General features: G+C 60.7%; 22 protein-coding genes and 1 tRNA gene. 12 read left to right on the top strand and 11 right to left on the bottom strand.

All coding sequences use genetic code 11. The features are described 5' to 3' along the window. Position 1: 1 nt before the first annotated feature. Complete coding sequence (gene pcaC, locus ACLIKD_RS10425; protein WP_226416099.1) at positions 2-391, top strand: 4-carboxymuconolactone decarboxylase; 390 nt, start codon at positions 2-4, stop codon at positions 389-391. 29 nt (positions 392-420) lie between these two features. Here pcaC and ACLIKD_RS10420 read toward each other — a convergent pair whose 3' ends face one another. From ACLIKD_RS10420 to ACLIKD_RS10410, 3 genes are all read right to left on the bottom strand, one after another. Next, a complete protein-coding gene (locus ACLIKD_RS10420) occupies positions 421-1,440 on the bottom strand; it encodes a class I SAM-dependent rRNA methyltransferase (RefSeq protein ID WP_428828277.1) in 1,020 nt (339 codons plus the stop codon). 68 nt (positions 1,441-1,508) lie between these two features. Then, positions 1,509-1,739 (bottom strand): hypothetical protein, encoded by a 231-nt coding sequence (locus ACLIKD_RS10415; protein ID WP_428828276.1) that lies wholly within the window; start codon positions 1,737-1,739, stop codon positions 1,509-1,511. Next, entirely contained in the window at positions 1,733-2,176 is a 444-nt protein-coding gene (locus tag ACLIKD_RS10410) for a rhodanese-like domain-containing protein (protein WP_428828275.1), read from the bottom strand. The genes ACLIKD_RS10415 and ACLIKD_RS10410 overlap by 7 nt, the downstream gene beginning before the upstream one ends. Before the next feature lie 162 nt (positions 2,177-2,338). Here ACLIKD_RS10410 and ACLIKD_RS10405 point away from each other — a divergent pair, with 162 nt between their 5' ends. Together ACLIKD_RS10405 and ACLIKD_RS10400 are read left to right on the top strand one after the other, a co-directional pair. After that, positions 2,339-2,890, top strand: coding sequence for a YaeQ family protein (locus tag ACLIKD_RS10405; RefSeq protein ID WP_428828274.1), 552 nt, complete (start codon positions 2,339-2,341; stop codon positions 2,888-2,890). Between the two features lie 99 nt (positions 2,891-2,989). Next, positions 2,990-4,150: an iron-containing alcohol dehydrogenase gene (locus ACLIKD_RS10400; protein ID WP_428828273.1), complete on the top strand. Its 1,161-nt coding sequence runs from the start codon at positions 2,990-2,992 to the stop codon at positions 4,148-4,150. 13 nt (positions 4,151-4,163) lie between these two features. On the opposite strand, the gene ACLIKD_RS10395 is transcribed toward ACLIKD_RS10400, so the two are convergent. Genes ACLIKD_RS10395 through ACLIKD_RS10385 form a run of 3 tightly spaced genes read right to left on the bottom strand, consistent with a single transcriptional unit; the run spans position 4,164 to position 7,604 of the window. Beyond that, the gene (locus tag ACLIKD_RS10395; protein WP_428828272.1) at positions 4,164-4,892 is read right to left on the bottom strand and encodes a zf-TFIIB domain-containing protein; all 729 of its coding nucleotides are present in this window, start codon (positions 4,890-4,892) and stop codon (positions 4,164-4,166) included. Next, positions 4,889-6,766: a peptidase U32 family protein gene (locus ACLIKD_RS10390; protein ID WP_428828271.1), complete on the bottom strand. Its 1,878-nt coding sequence runs from the start codon at positions 6,764-6,766 to the stop codon at positions 4,889-4,891. The genes ACLIKD_RS10395 and ACLIKD_RS10390 overlap by 4 nt, the downstream gene beginning before the upstream one ends. 7 nt (positions 6,767-6,773) lie before the next feature. Then, positions 6,774-7,604, bottom strand: coding sequence for a class I SAM-dependent methyltransferase (locus tag ACLIKD_RS10385; protein ID WP_428828270.1), 831 nt, complete (start codon positions 7,602-7,604; stop codon positions 6,774-6,776). A 111-nt stretch (positions 7,605-7,715) separates the two neighbouring features. On the opposite strand from ACLIKD_RS10385, the gene ACLIKD_RS10380 reads away from it, so the two are divergent. Then, on the top strand, positions 7,716-7,994 hold the full coding sequence (locus ACLIKD_RS10380; protein ID WP_226416091.1) for a hypothetical protein: 279 nt from the start codon (positions 7,716-7,718) through the stop codon (positions 7,992-7,994). A 75-nt stretch (positions 7,995-8,069) separates the two neighbouring features. Here ACLIKD_RS10380 and ettA read toward each other — a convergent pair whose 3' ends face one another. From ettA to ACLIKD_RS10365, 3 genes are all read right to left on the bottom strand, one after another. Beyond that, positions 8,070-9,734 (bottom strand): energy-dependent translational throttle protein EttA, encoded by a 1,665-nt coding sequence (gene ettA / locus ACLIKD_RS10375; protein WP_428828269.1) that lies wholly within the window; start codon positions 9,732-9,734, stop codon positions 8,070-8,072. Positions 9,735-9,835: 101 nt separating this feature from the next. Further along, positions 9,836-10,315 carry an N-acyl amino acid synthase FeeM domain-containing protein gene (locus ACLIKD_RS10370; RefSeq protein ID WP_428828268.1) on the bottom strand — a complete coding sequence of 160 codons (480 nt, stop codon included), beginning with the start codon at positions 10,313-10,315 and terminating at the stop codon, positions 9,836-9,838. 185 nt (positions 10,316-10,500) lie between these two features. Next, positions 10,501-11,079 carry a bactofilin family protein gene (locus tag ACLIKD_RS10365; protein ID WP_428828267.1) on the bottom strand — a complete coding sequence of 193 codons (579 nt, stop codon included), beginning with the start codon at positions 11,077-11,079 and terminating at the stop codon, positions 10,501-10,503. Positions 11,080-11,368: 289 nt separating this feature from the next. Between ACLIKD_RS10365 and ACLIKD_RS10360 the strand changes: the two genes are divergently transcribed. From ACLIKD_RS10360 to ACLIKD_RS10345, 4 genes are all read left to right on the top strand, one after another. Next, complete coding sequence (locus tag ACLIKD_RS10360; RefSeq protein WP_428828266.1) at positions 11,369-12,844, top strand: HAMP domain-containing sensor histidine kinase; 1,476 nt, start codon at positions 11,369-11,371, stop codon at positions 12,842-12,844. Continuing rightward, the gene (locus ACLIKD_RS10355) at positions 12,834-13,385 is read left to right on the top strand and encodes a permease (protein WP_428828265.1); all 552 of its coding nucleotides are present in this window, start codon (positions 12,834-12,836) and stop codon (positions 13,383-13,385) included. The genes ACLIKD_RS10360 and ACLIKD_RS10355 overlap by 11 nt, the downstream gene beginning before the upstream one ends. A 14-nt stretch (positions 13,386-13,399) precedes the next feature. Further along, positions 13,400-14,791 (top strand): sigma 54-interacting transcriptional regulator, encoded by a 1,392-nt coding sequence (locus tag ACLIKD_RS10350; RefSeq protein WP_428828334.1) that lies wholly within the window; start codon positions 13,400-13,402, stop codon positions 14,789-14,791. Positions 14,792-14,975: 184 nt separating this feature from the next. Beyond that, positions 14,976-15,317 (top strand): BON domain-containing protein, encoded by a 342-nt coding sequence (locus ACLIKD_RS10345; RefSeq protein ID WP_428828264.1) that lies wholly within the window; start codon positions 14,976-14,978, stop codon positions 15,315-15,317. A gap of 39 nt (positions 15,318-15,356) precedes the next feature. On the opposite strand, the gene ACLIKD_RS10340 is transcribed toward ACLIKD_RS10345, so the two are convergent. After that, entirely contained in the window at positions 15,357-15,623 is a 267-nt protein-coding gene (locus ACLIKD_RS10340) for a biotin/lipoyl-containing protein (protein WP_428828263.1), read from the bottom strand. Positions 15,624-15,689: 66 nt separating this feature from the next. On the opposite strand from ACLIKD_RS10340, the gene ACLIKD_RS10335 reads away from it, so the two are divergent. Further along, positions 15,690-15,766, top strand: a tRNA-Arg gene (locus ACLIKD_RS10335). 187 nt (positions 15,767-15,953) lie between these two features. On the opposite strand, the gene ACLIKD_RS10330 is transcribed toward ACLIKD_RS10335, so the two are convergent. Continuing rightward, positions 15,954-16,517, bottom strand: coding sequence for a hypothetical protein (locus ACLIKD_RS10330; protein ID WP_428828262.1), 564 nt, complete (start codon positions 16,515-16,517; stop codon positions 15,954-15,956). A 205-nt stretch (positions 16,518-16,722) separates the two neighbouring features. On the opposite strand from ACLIKD_RS10330, the gene ACLIKD_RS10325 reads away from it, so the two are divergent. The 3 genes from ACLIKD_RS10325 to ACLIKD_RS10315 are packed head-to-tail and all read left to right on the top strand — an operon-like array spanning position 16,723 to position 19,321. Continuing rightward, a complete protein-coding gene (locus ACLIKD_RS10325) occupies positions 16,723-17,568 on the top strand; it encodes a M15 family metallopeptidase (protein WP_428828261.1) in 846 nt (281 codons plus the stop codon). Positions 17,569-17,610: 42 nt separating this feature from the next. Then, on the top strand, positions 17,611-17,877 hold the full coding sequence (locus tag ACLIKD_RS10320; RefSeq protein WP_428828260.1) for a PAAR domain-containing protein: 267 nt from the start codon (positions 17,611-17,613) through the stop codon (positions 17,875-17,877). 19 nt (positions 17,878-17,896) lie between these two features. Further along, positions 17,897-19,321 (top strand): hypothetical protein, encoded by a 1,425-nt coding sequence (locus ACLIKD_RS10315; RefSeq protein ID WP_428828259.1) that lies wholly within the window; start codon positions 17,897-17,899, stop codon positions 19,319-19,321. Positions 19,322-19,330: the final 9 nt, after the last annotated feature.

Below are 19,330 nucleotides of genomic sequence, written 5' to 3'. Positions count from 1 at the left end.
CGTGGCCAGGGACGAGCAATTCGAGCAGGGCCTGCGGATGCGCAAGCAGGTGATGGGCGAGGCTTTTGTCGACCAGGCTTTCGCCAATGTCGATGCCTTCACCGCGCCCTTGCAGGAGTTCGTCACCCGCAATGCCTGGGGCACCACCTGGTGCCGTGAAGGCCTTGATCTGAAGACGCGCAGCCTGCTGACGCTGTCGATGCTGACGGCACTCGGCCGGGCCCACGAGATCAAGGGCCACGTGCGCGGCGCGATCAACAACGGGGCGACGCCGCAGGAAATCCAGGAAGTGCTGCTGCATGCCGCCATTTACTGCGGCATGCCCTTGGCTATCGACGCCTTCCGTTCGGCGCATGAAGTGCTCAAGGATATGGGCCAGCTCGCCGAGTAAGGCCTTGGCCGGCCTCGGCCGGCCGTTCCTTAAACCCGCAGCAGGGCAATCTTCAGCGGCGGCTGGCCGTCGTGGCTGGGGAAATCTTCTTCCGGCGTGATCCATTCCAGTTCGCGGATGGTCCGGCCGGCTTTGGTCGCGCAGCGTTGCAGTTGATCGGCCCAGACCTCGCGCGAGATTTGTGCGGCGTTGTTGCAGCAGATCAGCGTGCCGCCTTCGACCGTGCATTGCAGCGCCAGCTTCATCAGCGCCGCGTAGTCGTTGATGATGTCGACCACCCCGAAGGCGCTTTTGGCGTAGCGCGGCGGGTCGAGGAACACCAGATCGAAGGCGTGCGGCTGGAGTTTCGGGAAAGCCGGCATTTTCTTGCCGCGCACCATCGCCGCCTGGCCGAGGCCGGCCAGTTGGCGCATTGCGGCAAAGGCATCGCTCTGCACGAAACGCAGGCGGATCGGCAGGTCGTTGAGCCGGGCATTGTCCTTGCCGACCTTGATGTTGGATTCGGAAAAATCGACGTTCACGACATGCGTGGCACCTGCCTTGGCCGCCACCACGCCGGCACCGCAGGTATAGGCAAACAGGTTGAGCACCGATTTGCCGGCGGCTTCCTGCATGATCCGTCGCCGCCCGGCGCGCATGTCGAGGAAGAGCCACGGATCCTGCCCGGCGTGGCGGGCCTGGACCAGGTAACGGACACCCATTTCGTGAAATTCACGCGGCTTGTGGGCTTCGACCAGCACCTCGGCCGGCAGCGGATTGCAGATGCGCGAGTTGGCGTGGCTGCGGTCGCTATAGACGGCAACCAAGCCGGGCAGTGCGGTGGCGTAGAAATTCTCAATTTCGACACGATCGTGGCCATCAATCGCTTCGTGGAAAGTCTGGGTCAGCAGCAGGTCGCCGTAACGGTCGATAGTCAGGCCGGGGCGGCCTTCCGTGCTGCCGTTGAACAGCCGGTAGCCATTGGTGTCTTCGGCTTGCAGGCGTTCGATGAGCGGCTGGCGGGCGGTGAAGGCCGCTTCGAGCAAAGAGGTAAGGGTTGCTTCGGGCATGGTGATTTCCGGTGATTTGCAGCCATCAGTGCAGTCAGTGCTGCCGGAAAGCCGAGAAGCCGGGCATTCTACCGGAGCTTGCCGGCCCCGTCCGGTTTGTCGAGGGCCGGCCAGATGCGCCAGTGCCCGCAGGCCGAGCGGGCGCGCCGCTCGGAGTCGTGCCAGCCGCCGTCAAGACAAAGGCCGCTGACGGTTTCCGCTTCGATATCGACCGTGCCCGGTTGTGCGCCGGGCTGGCGCGCGCCTTGCCAGCAGGCACAACTGGCGCAGCGCTGGCGGTCGACGGCTTGACTCAGCAAGTTTTCGCCGAGCGGCAAGCCGCGATGCTTTCGGTTGCCGGAAGCACCGGGGCACCACTGGCAACCCAGCTCTTGATCCCGCTCTTGACGTTATAGACCTTGGCGTAACCGGCCTGTTGCGACAGGAACTGGCTGACCGCCTTGGTCCGGTTGCCGCTGCGACAGATGACGATGACCGGCTCGTTCGGCTTGGCAATCTGCTTTGCCTTGTCGAGCCAGCCGGCAGGGTCGGCGCGGCCGCGTTCGTCGAAGAAAGTGAGCAGTTTGCTGCCGGCGACGATGCCGGTTTCTTCCCATTCCGGCTGGGTGCGGATGTCGATGAGCGGCGTGCCGGCCTTGAGCAGCCGTTGCAGTTCGGCATTGTCGATGTCGATGACCTCGGCCCGGGCGACCAAGGAGAAGAGTGCGAGGGTGCAGGCAAGAAGCAGGCGGTGCATGGTGAATCCGAAAATAAGAAAACGCTGATTATAGGTTTCCCCGACCCTGCTCGCCCATTTTTGCCTTGGCCGAGCAGTTAGCCGTTCATGGACTGAGACCGCATTCCGGTCCTACGGTTCGCGCCCTGCGTGGGATAATCCGCGCTTTTTCCGGGAACCGGCATGGCGCTCAAATCGACTATCTTCAAGGCAGAACTGCAACTGGCCGATCTTGATCGTTCGCATTTTGGCGACTATTCGCTGACTTTGGCGCGCCATCCTTCGGAAACTGACCAGCGCATGATGATCCGCCTGCTTGCCTTCGCGCTGTTCGCCAGCGAGAGCCTCGCCTTCGGGCGCGGGTTGTCGGCGGAAGACGAGGCCGATCTGGCCGATACCGACCTGACCGGCTGCATCGAACGCTGGATTGACGTCGGCCTGCCCGACGAACGTAATATCCGCCGCGCCTGCGGGCGGGCCCGGCACGTTGTCATACTCGCCTATGGCGGGCGTCAGGCGGAGATCTGGTGGCAGCAGGCGGCCGACAAGCTGGCCGGCCAGAAGAACCTGACCGTGCTTGCCCTGCCGCCGGAACAGTCGGCGGCGCTGGCCGCTCTCGCCGAGCGCAACATGCGCCTGCAATGTACGATCCAGGATGGCACGGTCTGGATCGGGACTGACAGCAAACAGGTCGAACTGGCACCGGAGATCTGGCAAGCACCTGCCGAGCGCTAGGAGCTTAGGTTAGGACCAACGGGTTTTTGTTCGCGTAGTACCCCAAAAATGGCACTGGCGAGGCAGAATCTGCGCTCGGTCCACCTTGAGGCTTACGCGATGAACCCGTCCTTCGATTTCAGCTACCACAATCCGACCCAGATCCATTTCGGGCCCAACAGCTTTGCCAAGCTCGGCGGCCTGATTCCGCGCGATGCCAAGGTCCTGTTGCTCTACGGCGGCGGTTCGATCAAGAAGAACGGCATTCATGCCGAGGTCTGCGCGGCGCTGGCCGGGCGTCAGGTCATCGAGTTTGCCGGCGTCGAACCGAATCCGACCCTGGAAACCCTGAGCCAAGCGGTCGACCTCGCGGTTCGAGAGAAAATTACTTTCATCCTTGGCGTCGGTGGCGGTTCGGTCGCCGACGGCGCCAAGTTCATCGCCTGTGCGACGCTTTACGACGGCGATGGCTGGGACATCGTCAGCGGCAAGTTCGTGCCGCAGGAAGCGCTGCCGGTCGGCATCGTGCTGACCTTGCCGGCCACCGGTTCAGAATCGAATGCCGGCGCCGTCCTCACCCGCCGGTCGACGCTGCAAAAAAGGGTGTTTTACGTGCCGCCGGCCCGGCCTCGTTTCGCCATCCTCAATCCCGACGTGATGGCCAGCCTGCCGGATCGGCAACTGGAAAACGGCGTCGTCGATGCCTTCGTGCATGTCTGCGAACAGTATTTGACCTACCCGGTCGGCGCCCTGGTCCAGGACGGCTACGCCGAGGCCGTGCTACGGGCGCTGAAAACGCTGGCCGATACCTTCGACCAGCGCCACACCACCGACTGGCGGCAGAACCTGATGTGGGCCGCCAACCAGGCCCTATGCGGCATCATCGGGGTCGGCGTGCCGGCCGACTGGGCAACGCATCGCCTGGCCGTCGAGCTGACTGCGCTCTACGGCATCGATCACGGTCGCACCCTGGCGATCATCCAGCCCTGGCTGCTGCGCGAATTGATCGAGGCCAAGCGCGCCAAGCTCGAGCAGATGGGGCGCGAAGTCTTCCGCCTGACGGCGCCGACTGCCGAACAGACCATTGTCGCCATCGAAGCCTTCTATCTCAGCCTGAACATGCCCTTGCGGCTTACCGAAGCCGGTGTCGATGATTCCGATGCAGCGAGCCGCGTCATGCAGGCCGTGCGCGAGCATGGCAACGCGGCACTTGGCGGCCATGCCGGGCTGGATGAGGCCAAGACGGAGCGGATTATCGCGGCGGCCTGCGGCCAAGCCTAGGCGGCCTGGTCGATCAGCGGCGGAAAAGGTTGGAAACGAGTTCGACTCCGGCGCTGACCAGATCGACGATCTCCGCGCCGTCGAAGCTGTCGCCGTTTTTCTGTTTTTCCCGCAGCTGCCGGCTGCGTTCCCGTTCGCGTATGACGATGGCGTCAGCGAGCAGTTCGTAATCGGGCGGCGCGCTGAGCTTGCTGTCGGCCTGCTGGTAGCGCGCCAGCGCCTGCTCGACCGCCTGCGGATCGAGAATGCTGATCGGCGCCCGGCAATGGCTGCAGGCGTGCTCCTTGCGGATATCGATCGGCGCACCGCAACCGTTGCAACGCACGATGCCAACCCGGCTCGCCAGTTCGTCGATTTCCGCGACGGTCAACTGGCGGACGAAGCCCTTTTCGATCATGAACTGGGCAAAGGTAGTGAACCGGCCGTGCTTCTGCAGGCAGCGGTGGTAGTTGAACTGGCCGCCATGCTTGGCGACATCCAGGCCGTGCAGCAGGCGTTCGTTGCAGCGCGGGCAATGCAACGGCTCACTGAGCGGTAGGCGCGGCTCGTCGCGGTGCTGGTGGATCAGCTTGAACAGCTCGATGATGCTGCCGGGCGTGATCTGCACACTCTCGAAGTTGTCGAACCAGATGCCCTGGCAGGCGAAGCAGAAGTCGAGCTCGACTTCGCCGTACAACTGGCGCGCGAACATTTTTTGCACCATCGGCTGCCGGCAGGACGGGCAGTGGGACGGCGGATTCATGCCGGGCGGATGGTGCCGAGGTTGAGTTTGACGCCCTTCTTCATCTTGCCGATAACGTGCATCTCGCAGGCCTTGCAGTCGAATTTCAGGATCAGTTTTTCGTTGCCGTTGACCAGGGTCATCGGGTCGGGCTTGAGGTGCTTCACTTCCTTCGGGCAGAGATTGAAACTGTAACGCAGGCAGTGGCGGGTGATCATCAGCGAGACCATGCCTTTTTCCTGGTTGGCCTCGTAGGCATCGGCAATCAGCTTGACGCCGTGTTTCTCGTAAAACTGGCGGGCCTTGGCGTTGAAGACGTTGCCGAGGTAAGTCAGTTCGTCCTGCGGGTAGGGCACGGGTTCGGCGGCCGGCGTGGCACGCGGCGGCCGCGGGTGGGCGGCCAGACGGGCCGCTTCGAGCTGCTCGGTGGCTTCCCGGCGCAGCGCGTTGATCGCCCCGGTGGGCAGGAACCAGGCTTGCGACAACCGCAGTTCGGGCGCCGCGGCGACGAACATCGTGTTGCCGAACTTGGCTAGTTGTTCGCTCAGCCCGGCGACGGCGCGTTCGGCGTTCTTGGCAGCTTCCTTGGCGTGTGGCAGGTCTACCGTGACGCTGATGCCATCTTCGTCGCTCAGGGTCAGCGCAAAACCGTCGGCCGTTTCGGCAAACACCGGCTGCACCGAGACGTGGCGCTCGGCCGATTCCTTTTCCAGGGCCCGTTCGAAATGCTGGTCACGATTGCGGAACAAGGTCGCGCCTTCGGTCAGCTCGGCCGGGACGTCGACCGGGAAGAGCTTGTTGCCTTCGACGCGATTGATCCGTACGCCGACGACCTCGCCATGGGCATCGTAGAAGCAGACGCCATCGCCGTTGTTGAAATCGATCTCGGCCTTGACGGTGAAATGGCCGGGGCCGATCGCGACGACTTCGCCAATCGGTTCGCCGACAAAACTCGGCGAGTCGAAGGCGCCGATGTCATCCTGCCGGTCATTGGCAAAATAATCGGTGTAGCCGCGGTTGTAGGTCTTTTCCGGCTGGGGGGTGAAGGTGTAGGCGCTGCGTCCCGAGGAAGCGCGGCGGAATTCCGGGTGTTGGGCGATGACGGCGTCGAGCAGCGAGCGATAGTGGGCGGTGATGTTCTTGACGTAGCTGAGGTCTTTCAGGCGCCCTTCGATCTTGAACGAACTGACCCCGGCCTGGGCCAGCGCCAGGATGTTGGCGCTCTGGTTGTTGTCCTTCATCGACAGCAGGTGCTGGTTCTCGGTGATCGTCTTGCCCTTGTCGTCGATCAGCGTGTAAGGCAGGCGGCAGGCCTGCGAGCATTCGCCGCGATTGGCGCTGCGTCCGGTATGGGCGTGGCTGATGAAGCACTGTCCGCTGTAGGCGACACAGAGCGCCCCATGGACGAAATACTCGAGTGTAACGGTGCTCTGCGCGGCGATTTCGGCCACTTCCTTCAGTGATAGTTCGCGGGCCAGCACCACCTGCGAGAAACCGGCATCCTGCAGGAAGCGGACCTTGGCCGGGTTGCGGTTGTCGGTTTGCGTGCTGGCGTGCAGCTGGATCGGCGGCAGATCCAGTTCCAGCAGGCCCATGTCCTGGATGATCAGGGCATCGGCGCCGGCCTGGTAAATCTGCCAGGCGAGCTGGCGGGCTTCTTCCAGCTCGTCGTCGCGCAGGATGGTGTTCAGGGCGACGAACACCTTGGCGTGGTAGCGGTGGGCGAAGGCGCACAGGCGTTCGATGTCGGCGAGCGTATTGCCGGCGCCGTAGCGGGCGCCGAAAGCCGGGCCGCCGATATAGACGGCGTCGGCGCCGTGCTTGATGGCTTCAATGCCGAAATCGGCGTTCTTGGCCGGAGCGAGCAGTTCGAGCGGGTGTTGGATGCGGGTCATGGGTGACTTAGTAGGTGAAGCGCGCCGCAAGTTCCTCGATATTGAACTCGCGCAGGATGGCTTCGGCCCGCTCGCGGGCGATCGTCTGACGTCCCTTCTTGGCGGCTGCCTTCGAGGCGATGATCAGCTCGTTCTTCATCGAGTGCTCCCAGCCGACCAGTTCGGTGACCGTCACGTCGTAACCGTGCGACTCGAGCAGAAGGCAGCGCAGCACGTTGGTCAGATGGCTGCCCAGCTCGCGGGTATGGATCGGGTGTCGCCAAAGTTCAGACAGCGGTTTTTGGGCCAGCGCATCGTTCTTTCCCGCCCGCATCGCAGCGGCGACTTCGGCCTGGCAGCAAGGGACGAGGACGACATGCCGAGCTTCCTTGGTCAGCGCAAAACGGATCGCGTCGTCGGTCGCCGTGTTGCAGGCGTGTAGTGCGGTGACGACATCGACCCGGTCCGGTAGCTCGGCCGAGGTCAGCGAATCCTCGACCGTGCAGGCGAGGAAGCGCATGCGCTCAAAGCCAAGCCGGGCGGCCAGTTCGCGGGATTTGTCGACGAGCTCCGGACGGCTTTCGATGCCGATGATTTCACCGATGGCCCGATTCTTGATACACAGATCGTAGAGGATGAAACCGAGATAGGACTTGCCGGCGCCATGGTCGACCAGTGTCTCGGCTTCCGCCAGCAGTGGTTCGATGAACTGGACCAGGTGATACACCTGCTTCAGCTTGCGGCGGGTGTCCTGATTGAGTTTGCCGTCGCGGGTCAGGATGTGCAGTTCCTTGAGCAGTTCTATCGACTGCCCGGGACGGATTTCCGGAATCTCGGCGGGAATGTTTTGCTTTTTCATGGGGTGTGATTATCGCATTCAAACTTCTATGACTTTCGTGTCAACCGAATTGAAATCCCCTCGTTATTAGGCTCATGGTGATCCAACACCGCACTTCAAACGGAGAAATAAATGGGCAGTCTGAGCACAGAGTCTTTCGAACAATTCCTGGATTCCCTGAAGAAAGCCGGCATCACGATTTCCAACGAAATCGAACTGCGCGAGCGGCTAGCTGAAGCTCAACGCTGGCGTTATGCCTTCCAGACACTGGCTGCCAATGGCAAAACCATCGGTATCAGTTTCGAAGATCATTCCGCCGGTGGCAACGAAGCCGAGATCGATCGCACTTTCAACGAATTCCAGTTTTCTGAAAAGACCAAGGCAGTCTTTTCCGCCAACCTGAAGCACTAAAAGGTTTACCGCGCCTCGCGCTACAGCGGGGCACAAGAAAGAACGGGCGCCAAATGGCGCCCGTTTTGCATAGCTTTAGCGGGTAATCGGCTTGTAGCGAATGCGCTTCGGCTTGGCACCTTCTTCGCCCAGGCGCTTCTTCTTGTCTTCCTCGTATTCCTGGAAGTTGCCTTCGAAGAAGTTCCACTGCGAATCGCCTTCGGCGGCCAGGATGTGGGTACAGATGCGATCGAGGAACCAGCGGTCGTGCGAAATGACCATCGCACAGCCGGGGAATTCGAGCAGCGCATCTTCCAGGGCGCGCAGAGTTTCGACGTCGAGGTCGTTCGACGGTTCGTCGAGCAGCAGGACGTTGCCGCCGGTCATCAGCGTCTTGGCCAGGTGCAGCCGGCCGCGTTCGCCGCCGGACAGATTGCCGACCAGCTTGCCTTGATCGCCACCCTTGAAGTTGAAGCGGCCGATATAGGCGCGGCTCGGCATTTCAAACTTGCCGATCTGCAGAATGTCGCTGCCCTGGGCCAGTTCGTCGAACACCGTCTTGTTGCCGTCGAGGCAGTCGCGCGACTGATCGACGTAAGCCATCTTGACCGTCGGGCCGATGATGACTTCGCCGGCATCCGGCTGCTGCTGGCCGGTGATCATCTTGAACAGCGTCGATTTACCGGCGCCGTTCGGGCCGATGATGCCGACGATGGCGCCGGCCGGGATCGTGAAGCTGACGTTGTCCATCAGCAGCTTGTCGCCGAAGGTCTTGGTGACGCCGGTGAACTCGATGACCTTGCCGCCCAGACGCTCGCCGACCGGGATGAAGATTTCCTGCGTCTCGTTGCGCTTCTGGTATTCCTGGCTCGACAGTTCCTCGAAACGGGCCAGACGCGACTTGGACTTGGCCTGGCGCGCCTTCGGATTCGAGCGCACCCATTCCAGTTCCTGCTTCATCGCCTTCATGTGGGCGTCGATCTGCTTGTTTTCGGTTTCCAGGCGGGCTTCCTTCTGCTCCAGCCAGGACGAGTAGTTGCCCTTGTACGGGATGCCGTGACCACGGTCGAGTTCGAGAATCCACTCGGCAGCATTGTCGAGGAAGTAGCGGTCGTGGGTGACGGCGACGACGGTGCCGGGGAAGCGGACGAGGAACTGTTCCAGCCATTCGACCGATTCGGCGTCGAGGTGGTTGGTCGGCTCGTCGAGCAGCAGCATGTCCGGCTTGGCAAGCAGCAGCTTGCACAGCGCGACGCGGCGCTTTTCACCGCCCGACAGGTTGCCGATCACGGCCTCCCATGGCGGCAGGCGCAGCGCGTCGGCGGCCAGTTCCATCTGGTTGCCGGTGTCGGCGCCAGCGGTAGCGATGATCGCTTCCAGCCGGGCCTGTTCTTCGGCCAGTTTGTCGAAATCGGCTTCCGGGTCGGCGTAGGCAGCATAGACCTCGTCCAGCTTGGCCTGGGCCTGCATGACTTCGCCGAGGGCCGATTCGACTTCTTCCTTGACGGTCTTGGCTGGGTCGAGCTGCGGTTCCTGCGGCAGGTAGCCGATCGAGACACCAGCCAGGTGCTGGACTTCGCCGTCGTATTCCTTGTCCACGCCGGCCATGATCTTCAGGACGGTCGACTTGCCGGAGCCATTCAGGCCGAGCAGGCCGATCTTGGCACCCGGGAAAAAGGAAAGGGAAATATCCTTGATGATCTGCCGCTTGGGCGGCACGATCTTGCTGACGCGCAGCATCGACATTACATATTGGGCCATGGGTCCGTCTGGGGGCGTTGAGAGACCGCCAGTTTACCCAAGAAGGCGCTGCCCGAACACCATTCTGCGATGGTGTGGCAATTTGTCCGGCTACAGCCGGTTCAGGCAGCCTTTGCGGTGGCGAATGATTCGGGAATCGTGTGCTGCAGGTTGCGATGAAGCAGGATGGCCGGCGCTTCCACTCTCGGGCAAATACGCAATGGCCCGATGCGCGAGAAGCCCCATTCGCGCTGGTAGTAGCGGCTATGCCGCGGATTGACTTCGACGACCGCATCGCTCGCGTCGAAGTGCGAACGTGACAGCAAGTACGCAGTGTGGAAAAGTTTCTGCAGAAGGGCCGGCGAACTGAATTCCGGATCGGTAGCCAGCCGGGAGTATTCGCAAATCCGCAGCTGCTTTGCGCGCAGCGCGGCAATTTCGTCCTTGTACAGCGTTTCGCAAAGAAGCTCCGAGCCGTTGTCGCGCGACAGGGTTAGGGTTGCAGCCAGTTCGTCATCCTGCCAGGCAGCAAGCGTGATCCGGTCGGTGTGGCCCGGCGATGGCGCCGGCGGTTCGGCACGATAGCCGCGCCAGGCATACATGCGGCGAACGAGTTGGTCAGAGGCAAGTCTTTCTTCGGTGCTGCTGACTCGGCGAACAACCAGTCCCGCCGAGCGTAGCCGCACCGTTGACGACAATGTCGCTATAACGGGAGGCTGCTTGCCGGCGGTGTAATGGAGTGATGCACTTTGCATGGCACGGATTCTATGTCGGGAGGTGAGTTGATTCAACCAGCAACTGCATTGAGGGTTGGTACAAAGTCACTGACTGGGCGAGGCGGGGTGCGATTTTCTGCCGAGATCGCGTTGATGTCGCCGCATAGTTCGCCGCCTTCGTCGATAACCAGCTTGCCGTAACGGATCTTGCCGCTGACCCGGCCGGTGGCGTGAATGATCAGTTGGGAGCGGGCGGTCAGCTCGCCTTCGAAGGCGCCGTGAATCTCGGCGATATCGATGCTGACTTTTCCGGCAAACGAGCCTTGGTCGGCAATCCGGATGACGCGGCTATCCATGGTTGCTTCGACGCGACCTTCGACGACCAGCGTATCGCAATCAAGAATTTCCGCCCCTTTCAGTTTGACGTCGGGACCGACGATCAGGCGGGCTCCCATGACGTTTTCAGGATTGCCGGCCGGCTCGGCCTGCGGTGCTTTGCTGACAGGAGTTGGCTGCTTGGTAGCGGCTTCGAGCGCATTCTTCGTGGTGAGGTCCGCATTGTTAACCACCGTGTTGTTGCCGAGCACGGAACTGACATCCTTGCGGGTGATCAGGTCGTTACGATTGCCTAGGCTGGGTTTGTTGAACATGAAATTCCTCGCTGAAGTGGTTGGCATGATGAATCGTCGAGGGTCAAATGCGATAACCGTGCCATGAAGATTATTTCCATATAAAACATATCGTTGCATAAGTTATCTAATTTGGGTTCTTTGATTTGGCAGGGTATGTGTCGCTGTTTGGCGACAGGTATTTTTCGCTTTTCCCGGAAAGTCGGATAGGCTGTGGCTGCAGCTTGTCGCAATTTGGCGACATGTTTTATAAGCCATTGATTTAATAATGTTAAGTTTGAGTTGTACAGCTCTGTGGTGATGATTTTCTGTGCCGGCGTTACTCGTCGAGAAGGCGCCGCTGCGGTGTACACTTCAGTTTTCAGGAAAACCTTCAGGGATGAACCGAATTTCATTTCGTTTGGGCATGCTGATCGGCTTTGCCGTCATCGTTCTGCTCCTGGGCGGCGCTGCGTTGCGAAGTTGGCTGGTCGTCGAGCGTCTGGTCGAGCAGAGTCGAACAAGCAGCGAGCAGGCGATCCAGTTGACTGCGGCAATTCAGGAGCTGGCAGAGCGCACCATCGATATCGAGCGGAGCGCCCGCCAATATCTGGTGCTTGACGACCCGGTTTTTCGCCAGCGCTTTGATGAACATCTGGCGCTCTCTCTTGCTCTCGTCGACCGTCTGGATACCTTGGCGGCAGAACCTCTGTCGCCTTTGCTCGGCGGTTGGCGGATGGTTTCCGAAGCGCTGAAGGGCGGGCTCGAGAAAAGGATAAGCAAGGGCGAGCTGGCGCCTTTGCTGGGCCGTCTGGTTGAGCTGAATGGATTGCTGAAACAGGCCGGGCAGCGCTGGATAGAGGCCGAGAAAACCCGCCTTCTCGAAGATCTGGAAGCGAACCGCCTGCATCTCGGGGGGCAGATTGCGCTTGCCCTGGCCGGCGCCTTTCTGGTCGCGCTGGTCATGGGCTGGTGGCTGGTCCGGCCGGTCCGGCAACTGGAGCAGGCGATCATCCGGCTTGGCGCCAATCGCTTCAATGAGACCATTACCGTCGGCGGGCCGGCTGACCTCCGGCAGCTCGGCGTACGCCTTGACTGGCTCAGGCAGCGCTTGTCCGAACTGGAAACGGACCGCGAAAGGACCTTGCGGCATGTCTCGCACGAGCTGAAAACACCGCTCACTGCTCTGAAGGAAGGGGTTGCGCTGCTTCGGGAAGAAGTGCCAGGGCCATTGGCCGACAATCAGCGCGAGGTCGTCGATATTCTTCAGCACAATGTCGTCAGCTTGCAGCAACAAATCGAGAGCCTGCTCAGCCTCAATGCCGCAGCATTCGAGGCGCGTCGGCTTCGCCTGGCGCGTGTCGACTTGCCGAAATTCATGGCCAGTGTCGTGCAACGTCGGGACTTTCATGCTCAATCGCGGCATTTGAAGGTACTGGTCGAAGCGCTAAAGCTGGATAACGTAATGCTCGACGCCGAAAAAATGGCCGTCGTACTTGATAATCTGCTGTCGAATGCAATCGATTTCAGTCCCGAAGGTGGCGAGGTCCGACTCGTGGTTACCCGCTCCGATGCCTGCCTGCATTTTGAATGCATCGATCAGGGGCCCGGTGTTGCCAGCGAGGACCGGCTGCGAATTTTTGATCCCTTCGTTCAGGGGCAGCGGCAGGCGCCGGCACAACGTCAGGGGAGCGGGGTAGGGCTTTCCATCGTTCGCGACCTCGTCCGTGCGATGGGCGGCAAGGTCTCATTGCTTCCCGCCGAGAAAGGCGCTCATTTTTGTGTGGAACTACCTGATGAACAGTAATTTCTGGCGCGACCATTCAGCATGGTGGCCGAGCATTTCAGCGCTTGTCTTGTGCCTCTCGCTGGCCGCGTGCGCCGTTAGTCCTCCGGCACCGCGCCCGCTCCGTTTCGATGAGCCGGGGCCACTTCCCGTTCTTGCCTATTACCAGTTGCTTTCCCGCATGACGCCAGCCGAACTGGCGCGGGAGCGCATGGTGCTGGCGGCGCTGCCGCCGAATCCCAATACCCAGCTCAGGATGGCTATGCTGTTTGGTCACCCCCGGGCCCCGCAGGATCTTGGCAAATCGCTCGGCTTGCTCGATCACCTGTTGAAATCTAGCGATCCGGCGGCCATCGGTTTGCAGCCGCTGGCCCGCCTGCTGGCCGACAATTACAGCGAGCGCCAGAAACTGGAGGGGCAGGCTGAGCGTCAGGCTCTGCAGTTCAAGGAGAGCCAGCGCAAGGCGGCCGAGTTGCAGGAAAAGCTCGATGGCCTGGCCGATATCGAACGCACCTTGCCGGCGCGTTCGCGCTCCGGCCGGTCGGCAGGAGCTGTCCGGTGAAGGCGGAATCGGAAATGGCTGGCGCCCATATTCTGGTCGTCGATGATGACGAGGATATTCTCCGCCTGCTCTCGATGCGTCTGCGGGCCCGTGGCTTTCGGGTATCGGGAGCGGGTTCGGCCGAGGAGGCCTTGGCCCGCCTGGCGGTTGATCCGCCGCGTATCGTGATCAGCGATGTTCGTTTGCCGGGCCGTGACGGTCTGGCGCTGTATGAGGAAATCCGGGCGACGCGTCCTAGCTTGCCGGTCATCCTGCTGACCGCCCACGGCTCGATTCCGGACGCGGTCGATGCCACTTCGCGCGGGGTTTTCGGCTATCTGACCAAACCTTTTGATAGTCAGATACTGCTCGGAAAAATCGACCAGGCGCTGCAGTTGTCGGCGCCCGCCCTGCCGGTCGATGCGTCCGTCGGCAGTGGAGGCGGTGGTCGTTCCGAGGATTGGCAGGACGGCATCGTTTTTCGTAGCAGTCAGATGGCGGAGCTGATGGCTGAGGCGCGGATGGTCGCTGCTTCCGAGGCCAGTGTGCTGATCCGTGGCGAGAGCGGGACCGGCAAGGAGGTCCTGGCCCGGGCAATCCACCGCGCCAGTCCGCGTGGCAAGGGACCTTTCATCGCCATCAATTGCGGCGCCATTCCCGAACAGTTGTTGGAGTCCGAACTATTCGGACACGTCAAAGGGGCCTTCACCGGCGCCGGCAACAGCCGTGTCGGGCTGATTCAAGCGGCCAATGGCGGGACACTGTTTCTCGATGAGATCGGTGACATGCCGCTCTCGCTGCAGGTCAAGTTGCTGCGCGTTCTCCAGGAGCGTGTCGTTCGTCCGGTCGGGGCGACGCATTCCGAGCCTGTCGATGTCCGTCTGCTTTCGGCGACGCATCGCGATCTTGATGCCGCAATGGCGCAGGGACAGTTCCGGGAAGACCTGTATTACCGGCTCGACGTTGTGTCATTGACGCTGCCACGCCTGGAAGAGCGGCGCGAAGACATCCCGTTGCTGGCCGCTCATTTCGTCCATCTCATTGCCGCCAAGTATGGCAAGTCGATTACCGGCTTTGCCCCGGACGCGCTCGAGGCACTGGCTACCGCAGCTTGGCCGGGCAACGTGCGGCAGCTCTACAACGTCGTCGAGCAAAGCTGCGCCCTGACATCGACACCGCTCATTCCGCTCTCGCTGGCGCAGCGCGCCCTGCGGGTTCCGGCCATGGAGGCGTTAAGCTATGCCGACGCGAAACAGCGTTTCGAGCGCAACTATCTGGTTCAACTTCTCAAGCTGACCGATGGCAGCGTCGCCGATGCAGCCCGGATTGCCGACCGCAACCGTACCGAGTTCTATCGGCTGCTGCAAAAACACGACCTGACCCCGGCAATGTTCCGCAGCGATGGCGACGCTGTCGCCGAACGCTGATGGCTGGAGGCCTCGTCGAGCCCTTGTGGTTGCCCGGATGGACCAATCAATGTCGTCAGCCGGCGACTGAATCACCATTCTTGATTTTCGTTTATTTTGTAAGTAATTGATTAATTGTTTATAAGTAATCATGGCATGAACTTCGCGTTACTCCTGTTGTGTTGAATCTTTCTAGGAGTAAGCGATGATCAAACGTAGTCTTGTTCTGGCTGGCCTTGTGCTGGCCATCGTCCTGGGTAGTCTGGGCTTGACTGCCTTTGCCACCGACAATCCACCTACCATCGCAGCCCTTGGGGCGGCCAGTGATGTGCTTGATTCGACCCTGCACGACAAGGTGGAAACCTTGTTGCGCACGGATGTCGGGCTAGTCGGATCGCAGTTTCGCGTGAACGCCCGGACGGGGGTAGTCACCGTCGGCGGTACGGTGCCCGATGAGCATTCGTTGCGCCGGGCGCTCGATCTGGCCAGTGGGGTGCGCGGCGTTCGCGAGGTGCGCAATGCGATGGAGATCGAATCCCCAAAATGATGGCGGGGGACGCTTCCCTGCCGTTCTGGATGGCCTTGCTCAGGCTGATTCCAGCGTTACCAGTAGCGCTCCCTCGTCAACTGTATCGCCCGCTGTGACATGCAGTTCAAGAACCCGGCCAGCGTAGGGGCTCGGAATGTCGAGCGCCACCTTGCCGGTTTCCAGTGTCAGGATATTGTCGTCACGTTCGATCGAGTCGCCGACACTGACCAGCATCTCGAGAATAAATACCGTACCGCTGGCGCATGAGCCGCAACTTTGCCAGCACTCGGGATACTTTGGCATGTGAATGGAGAGGGTACTCATCAAACTTTTTCCGGGGAAACTGTTGCATTCTACGCTCGCATCCGTATAATGCGGCGCTCTTGCAGTGCGCCCGTAGCTCAGCTGGATAGAGTACTTGGCTACGAACCAAGGGGTCGGGCGTTCGAATCGCTCCGGGCGCACCAATAGAAAATGCATTTAGGCCAATCTCTGATTGGCCTTTTTGCTTTTCTGGGGGCGGAATAGGGGAGCTTTTTCCCCAGCCTGTGCTTTTGCTTCTATTTGCCCGCCTCCATTCTTTGAGGCGGGGAGAGCGTTCCAATGGATGCCTCTCTGAAGAGCGCGCTTGCCGCGCTCGGCGAACAAATCGCCTTATTTCACAATGGCCGTAATGATATCGATATCCCGCTCGGCAGGCTTCTTTTCGCTTTTGGCCGTGCGTGCCCCATCGGTGGTTGAGCGCTTTGCCGTGCTCCGCGATGATTTGGCCGTGGTGTTTGCAGCCTTCGGGTGTTGATCGGTAGCGGCCGATTTTTGTTTGCTGACCGGCGGGGGGGTATTTCCGATTGGCTGTTCTCCCCGGGGTTTTTCCAGTTCCATCTGCATTGCCTGCAAGGCGCTCTGTTCGCTGGCCTTGTTCGATTTTCGCTCGCCTTGGTTTTCGCGGATTTCCGCAGTTCCTGCCGCGACGGGGGGCGGAGCCAGATTGCTGGGCGCCGATGCGGCTGAGGGTTCGGCTGTACTGACTGCGGTTGCCACGGTGTCATAAGTCGCTGGCGGATGCTGGTCCGATTTATTGGTCAGAAATAGCCCGATTGCACCGCCTGAGAGCAGGAGCAGGACAAGCATCCAGACAGTTTTATTGCCCTTGCTCGCGACGCGAGCGTTACGGTGAATCATTGCGTTCTGGGGGTCGAGGTCGCGCAGGATACTCATCGATTTGCTTTCATTCTGTTTCGGGCTTGGAGTGTGCCGTGAGTTGGTCATGAAGATGCATGTGGAATTAAATTTTACTATAATATGCCGTTAGCAATATCTCTCGGGTATTCATTTGTACTAAAATTGCTGGCCTTTTGATTTGTTCTGCTGTTTTTTGTGTTCGCAAACAGGGTTCCATGTCAATTCTCATAAAGGTTTGCGCGTGATCTTGGCCACCAGTTTTGCCTATTTTTTACTTGTTTCGATTGGCGTCGTGCTGTTCGTTTTTCCTGGCTACCGTTCGCGTGTCGTGACTACGTTGTGGCTCGCCATCAGTAACGGATGGGCGCCCTTTGCCAGCCTGGCACAAAGGTTTGGGCGATTTCTTCAGTTGATGTATTCAGGCGGGGGGCACCGTCTCGGCGGCTACGGAAAATTCATCGCGGCACATCCGCTTCTGACGGGGAGTGCCTTGCTGATGATCGTGGCCCCTTCCCTGCTCGCTGTGCTGCTTCGTGGGCCGGCGGTCTTCGATTTTGCTGACGATGCAGGAATAACCGACCGGCAGATTGCAGTACTGCTTGAGGGGGAGCAACTGGTGCCGCCACCGTCGCTTCCTCCGGAAGTCTTTACGACACGCGAGGTGGAGCAGGTGCGTCCGGATGTCGTCCATGCCAGTCGCAACTGGAATCTGATGGACCAGGAGTTCACCCAGCGTCTGCTGGTGGTGTTCAAGCTGATGAAAGAGCGCCACGGCTACGAGATGGTGTTGATCGAGGGCTATCGCAGTCCCGAGCGGCAGGCCAAGTTGCTGGAGCAGGGTAGTCACGTAACGCAGGTCGGCGCCAACATGAGCTATCACCAGCACGGCTTGGCTGCCGATTCCGCTTTCTTCAGGGACGGCAAAGTGGTCATTTCCGAGCGCGATCCATGGGCGATGCGTGGCTATGAACTGTATGGCCAGGTTGCCGAGCAGGTCGGGCTGACCTGGGGCGGGAGATGGAAGATGCAGGATTACGGGCATGTTGAGTTGCGCCGCAAGGGCGTTCTCGGGCGGCCTGCACAATAGCTGTCCGTTGGCCGGACATTCGCGACCTAGTCGGAGTAATAAATGACCAGACCTTTTATTCTTTTGGGCGACAAGACCGATCACGGCGGTGTCGTTATCTCGGCGTCCGAGTCGAGTGACTGCGACGGCAAGGGGATTGCCCGCATCGGCGATCGGGTCACCTGCCCGAAAAAAGGCCACGGGAGTGTCACGACAATTGTCACGGGGGACTCCACAGCGCTCATCGATGGGCGCCCGGCCGCTCGCCACGGCGACAAAACCGCCTGCGGGGCGACCTTGATCGCCAGCCAGTCGCTGACAACCGATTAACGAATAGCAACTGACCACTATGCGCTCTTCGCTATTCAGAATACTTGGCGGCAGCCTGCTGACTTTTGCCATTGTTTGGGCACTTGTCCTGGCCTGGTGGCAGTCGAACGACTACGAGCCGAGCAAAGTCGATCTGGCGCTCTATCTCGGCGCCTTGCCGCTCGCGCTGGTCGGTGGCTACCTGTTGCTGCGCGGTTTCATCGAACATATCAAGGCACCACCGCCGGTCGTTAGCTCTACTGCCCCATCGTCCGTTAGCGATGATGATCCGTTGGCCGGTGCACGGGCTAAGACTGCGGCGGCCGAGCGCACTTTCTCGCTGTGTCTGGTCGAGACCTGCATGACGCTACCGGCAGGGGCTTCGGATGAGGAAGTCCTGTCTGCCATCGAGGCTGGCAAGCGTCCGGGGCCGAGCGCGCGGCTCAGCGACGATGCCGGTTTTCCCGTGTTTCTTGCCGAGGTGCAGGATATCGACGTCGATGCGATGACGGAAAGGTTGTCCGAAGATGTCGGGCCGATTCGTCAGTTGGCTGACCAGCCAAGCATGGTGCGGGCTTTGGCGCTGCTCGATGGCACGATGGTAAGAGCGCGGGAGTCGGTTGAAGCGATTTTTGCGCAAAGCGCGGAAAAACTCCGCCTCCATCTCCTCTGCCTGGTGCCGGCCGACTGCAATCCGGCGCATTTTCCCGGCATGCGTATTTGGCTGCAGCTGAATTACTGGTCAAGGCTGGACAAAGCCGATCTGGATATCACGCTGCTCCCGGCGGCCAATGAGGCCGACGCCCTGCGCCAAGTGGATGAGATCATCCTGCGGGCCAACCGCGACCCGTCGCCTAATGAACTGGTCCTGATCGTCGGCGCCGTCTCTGCGGTGGACGAACTTACCGTCGAGTCCTGGGCGGCTAGCAACAGGCTGTTTTCTGCCCAGCACCAGGATCGGCGGATTCCTGGCGAGGGGGCCATCGCTCTGCTATTCGCCACGCGGCATCTGGTCGAGGGTCTTCACCTCGACGGGGCCTCGGTGATCAGCCGGGTCAGTCATGGCGCCCGGGACAAATCGCTGGATGCCGGTGGCCGCATCGGCGGCAAGTTGATCACCCAATTGGTTGCTGGTCTGCTCGATGTCACGACTATCGACAGCACGCAGATCAAGTCGGCGGTATTCGATAGCGACCACCGCGCCAATCATGTGGCCGAAGCGATGGAAGGTTTGGGCGAGGCGTTCGAGCATCTTGATCCGGCCAAGGACTGCCTTGCCATCGGAACCGTCAATGGCGCCCTTTCGCCGATCGGCAGCCTGGTTGCGCTGGCCTGTGCCAGGGCCAAGGTGCTGGCTGACCAGGCGCCGGTGCTTTGTGTCAGCAACCAGCACGAACTCGACCGGGCAGTGCTTCTCGCCATGCCTTTTGTCGCCGCAAATAAAACCGAACCCAGCAGCATTTGAGCAAAGTCC

It is taken from the genome of Azonexus sp. IMCC34842 (assembly GCF_050368855.1).
Classification (GTDB): Bacteria; Pseudomonadota; Gammaproteobacteria; order Burkholderiales; family Rhodocyclaceae; genus Azonexus; species Azonexus denitrificans_A.
The sequence above is the reverse complement of the archived record's forward strand: the minus strand, read 5'-3'. Positions and strand labels throughout refer to the sequence as shown.

Excerpts from the sequence above, each read along its gene's own strand:
- ACLIKD_RS10420 (WP_428828277.1), bottom strand. The coding sequence starts at position 1,440 with ATGCCCGAAGCAACCCTTACCTCTTTGCTCGAAGCGGCCTTCACCGCC.
- ACLIKD_RS10410 (WP_428828275.1), bottom strand. The coding sequence starts at position 2,176 with ATGCACCGCCTGCTTCTTGCCTGCACCCTCGCACTCTTCTCCTTGGTC.
- ACLIKD_RS10405 (WP_428828274.1), top strand. The coding sequence starts at position 2,339 with ATGGCGCTCAAATCGACTATCTTCAAGGCAGAACTGCAACTGGCCGAT.
- ACLIKD_RS10400 (WP_428828273.1), top strand. The coding sequence starts at position 2,990 with ATGAACCCGTCCTTCGATTTCAGCTACCACAATCCGACCCAGATCCAT.
- ACLIKD_RS10395 (WP_428828272.1), bottom strand. The coding sequence starts at position 4,892 with ATGAATCCGCCGTCCCACTGCCCGTCCTGCCGGCAGCCGATGGTGCAA.
- ACLIKD_RS10390 (WP_428828271.1), bottom strand. The coding sequence starts at position 6,766 with ATGACCCGCATCCAACACCCGCTCGAACTGCTCGCTCCGGCCAAGAAC.
- ACLIKD_RS10385 (WP_428828270.1), bottom strand. The coding sequence starts at position 7,604 with ATGAAAAAGCAAAACATTCCCGCCGAGATTCCGGAAATCCGTCCCGGG.
- ACLIKD_RS10380 (WP_226416091.1), top strand. The coding sequence starts at position 7,716 with ATGGGCAGTCTGAGCACAGAGTCTTTCGAACAATTCCTGGATTCCCTG.
- ettA (WP_428828269.1), bottom strand. The coding sequence starts at position 9,734 with ATGGCCCAATATGTAATGTCGATGCTGCGCGTCAGCAAGATCGTGCCG.
- ACLIKD_RS10370 (WP_428828268.1), bottom strand. The coding sequence starts at position 10,315 with ATGTATGCCTGGCGCGGCTATCGTGCCGAACCGCCGGCGCCATCGCCG.
- ACLIKD_RS10365 (WP_428828267.1), bottom strand. The coding sequence starts at position 11,079 with ATGTTCAACAAACCCAGCCTAGGCAATCGTAACGACCTGATCACCCGC.
- ACLIKD_RS10355 (WP_428828265.1), top strand. The coding sequence starts at position 12,834 with ATGAACAGTAATTTCTGGCGCGACCATTCAGCATGGTGGCCGAGCATT.
- ACLIKD_RS10350 (WP_428828334.1), top strand. The coding sequence starts at position 13,400 with ATGGCTGGCGCCCATATTCTGGTCGTCGATGATGACGAGGATATTCTC.
- ACLIKD_RS10345 (WP_428828264.1), top strand. The coding sequence starts at position 14,976 with ATGATCAAACGTAGTCTTGTTCTGGCTGGCCTTGTGCTGGCCATCGTC.
- ACLIKD_RS10340 (WP_428828263.1), bottom strand. The coding sequence starts at position 15,623 with ATGAGTACCCTCTCCATTCACATGCCAAAGTATCCCGAGTGCTGGCAA.
- ACLIKD_RS10330 (WP_428828262.1), bottom strand. The coding sequence starts at position 16,517 with ATGAGTATCCTGCGCGACCTCGACCCCCAGAACGCAATGATTCACCGT.
- ACLIKD_RS10320 (WP_428828260.1), top strand. The coding sequence starts at position 17,611 with ATGACCAGACCTTTTATTCTTTTGGGCGACAAGACCGATCACGGCGGT.
- ACLIKD_RS10315 (WP_428828259.1), top strand. The coding sequence starts at position 17,897 with ATGCGCTCTTCGCTATTCAGAATACTTGGCGGCAGCCTGCTGACTTTT.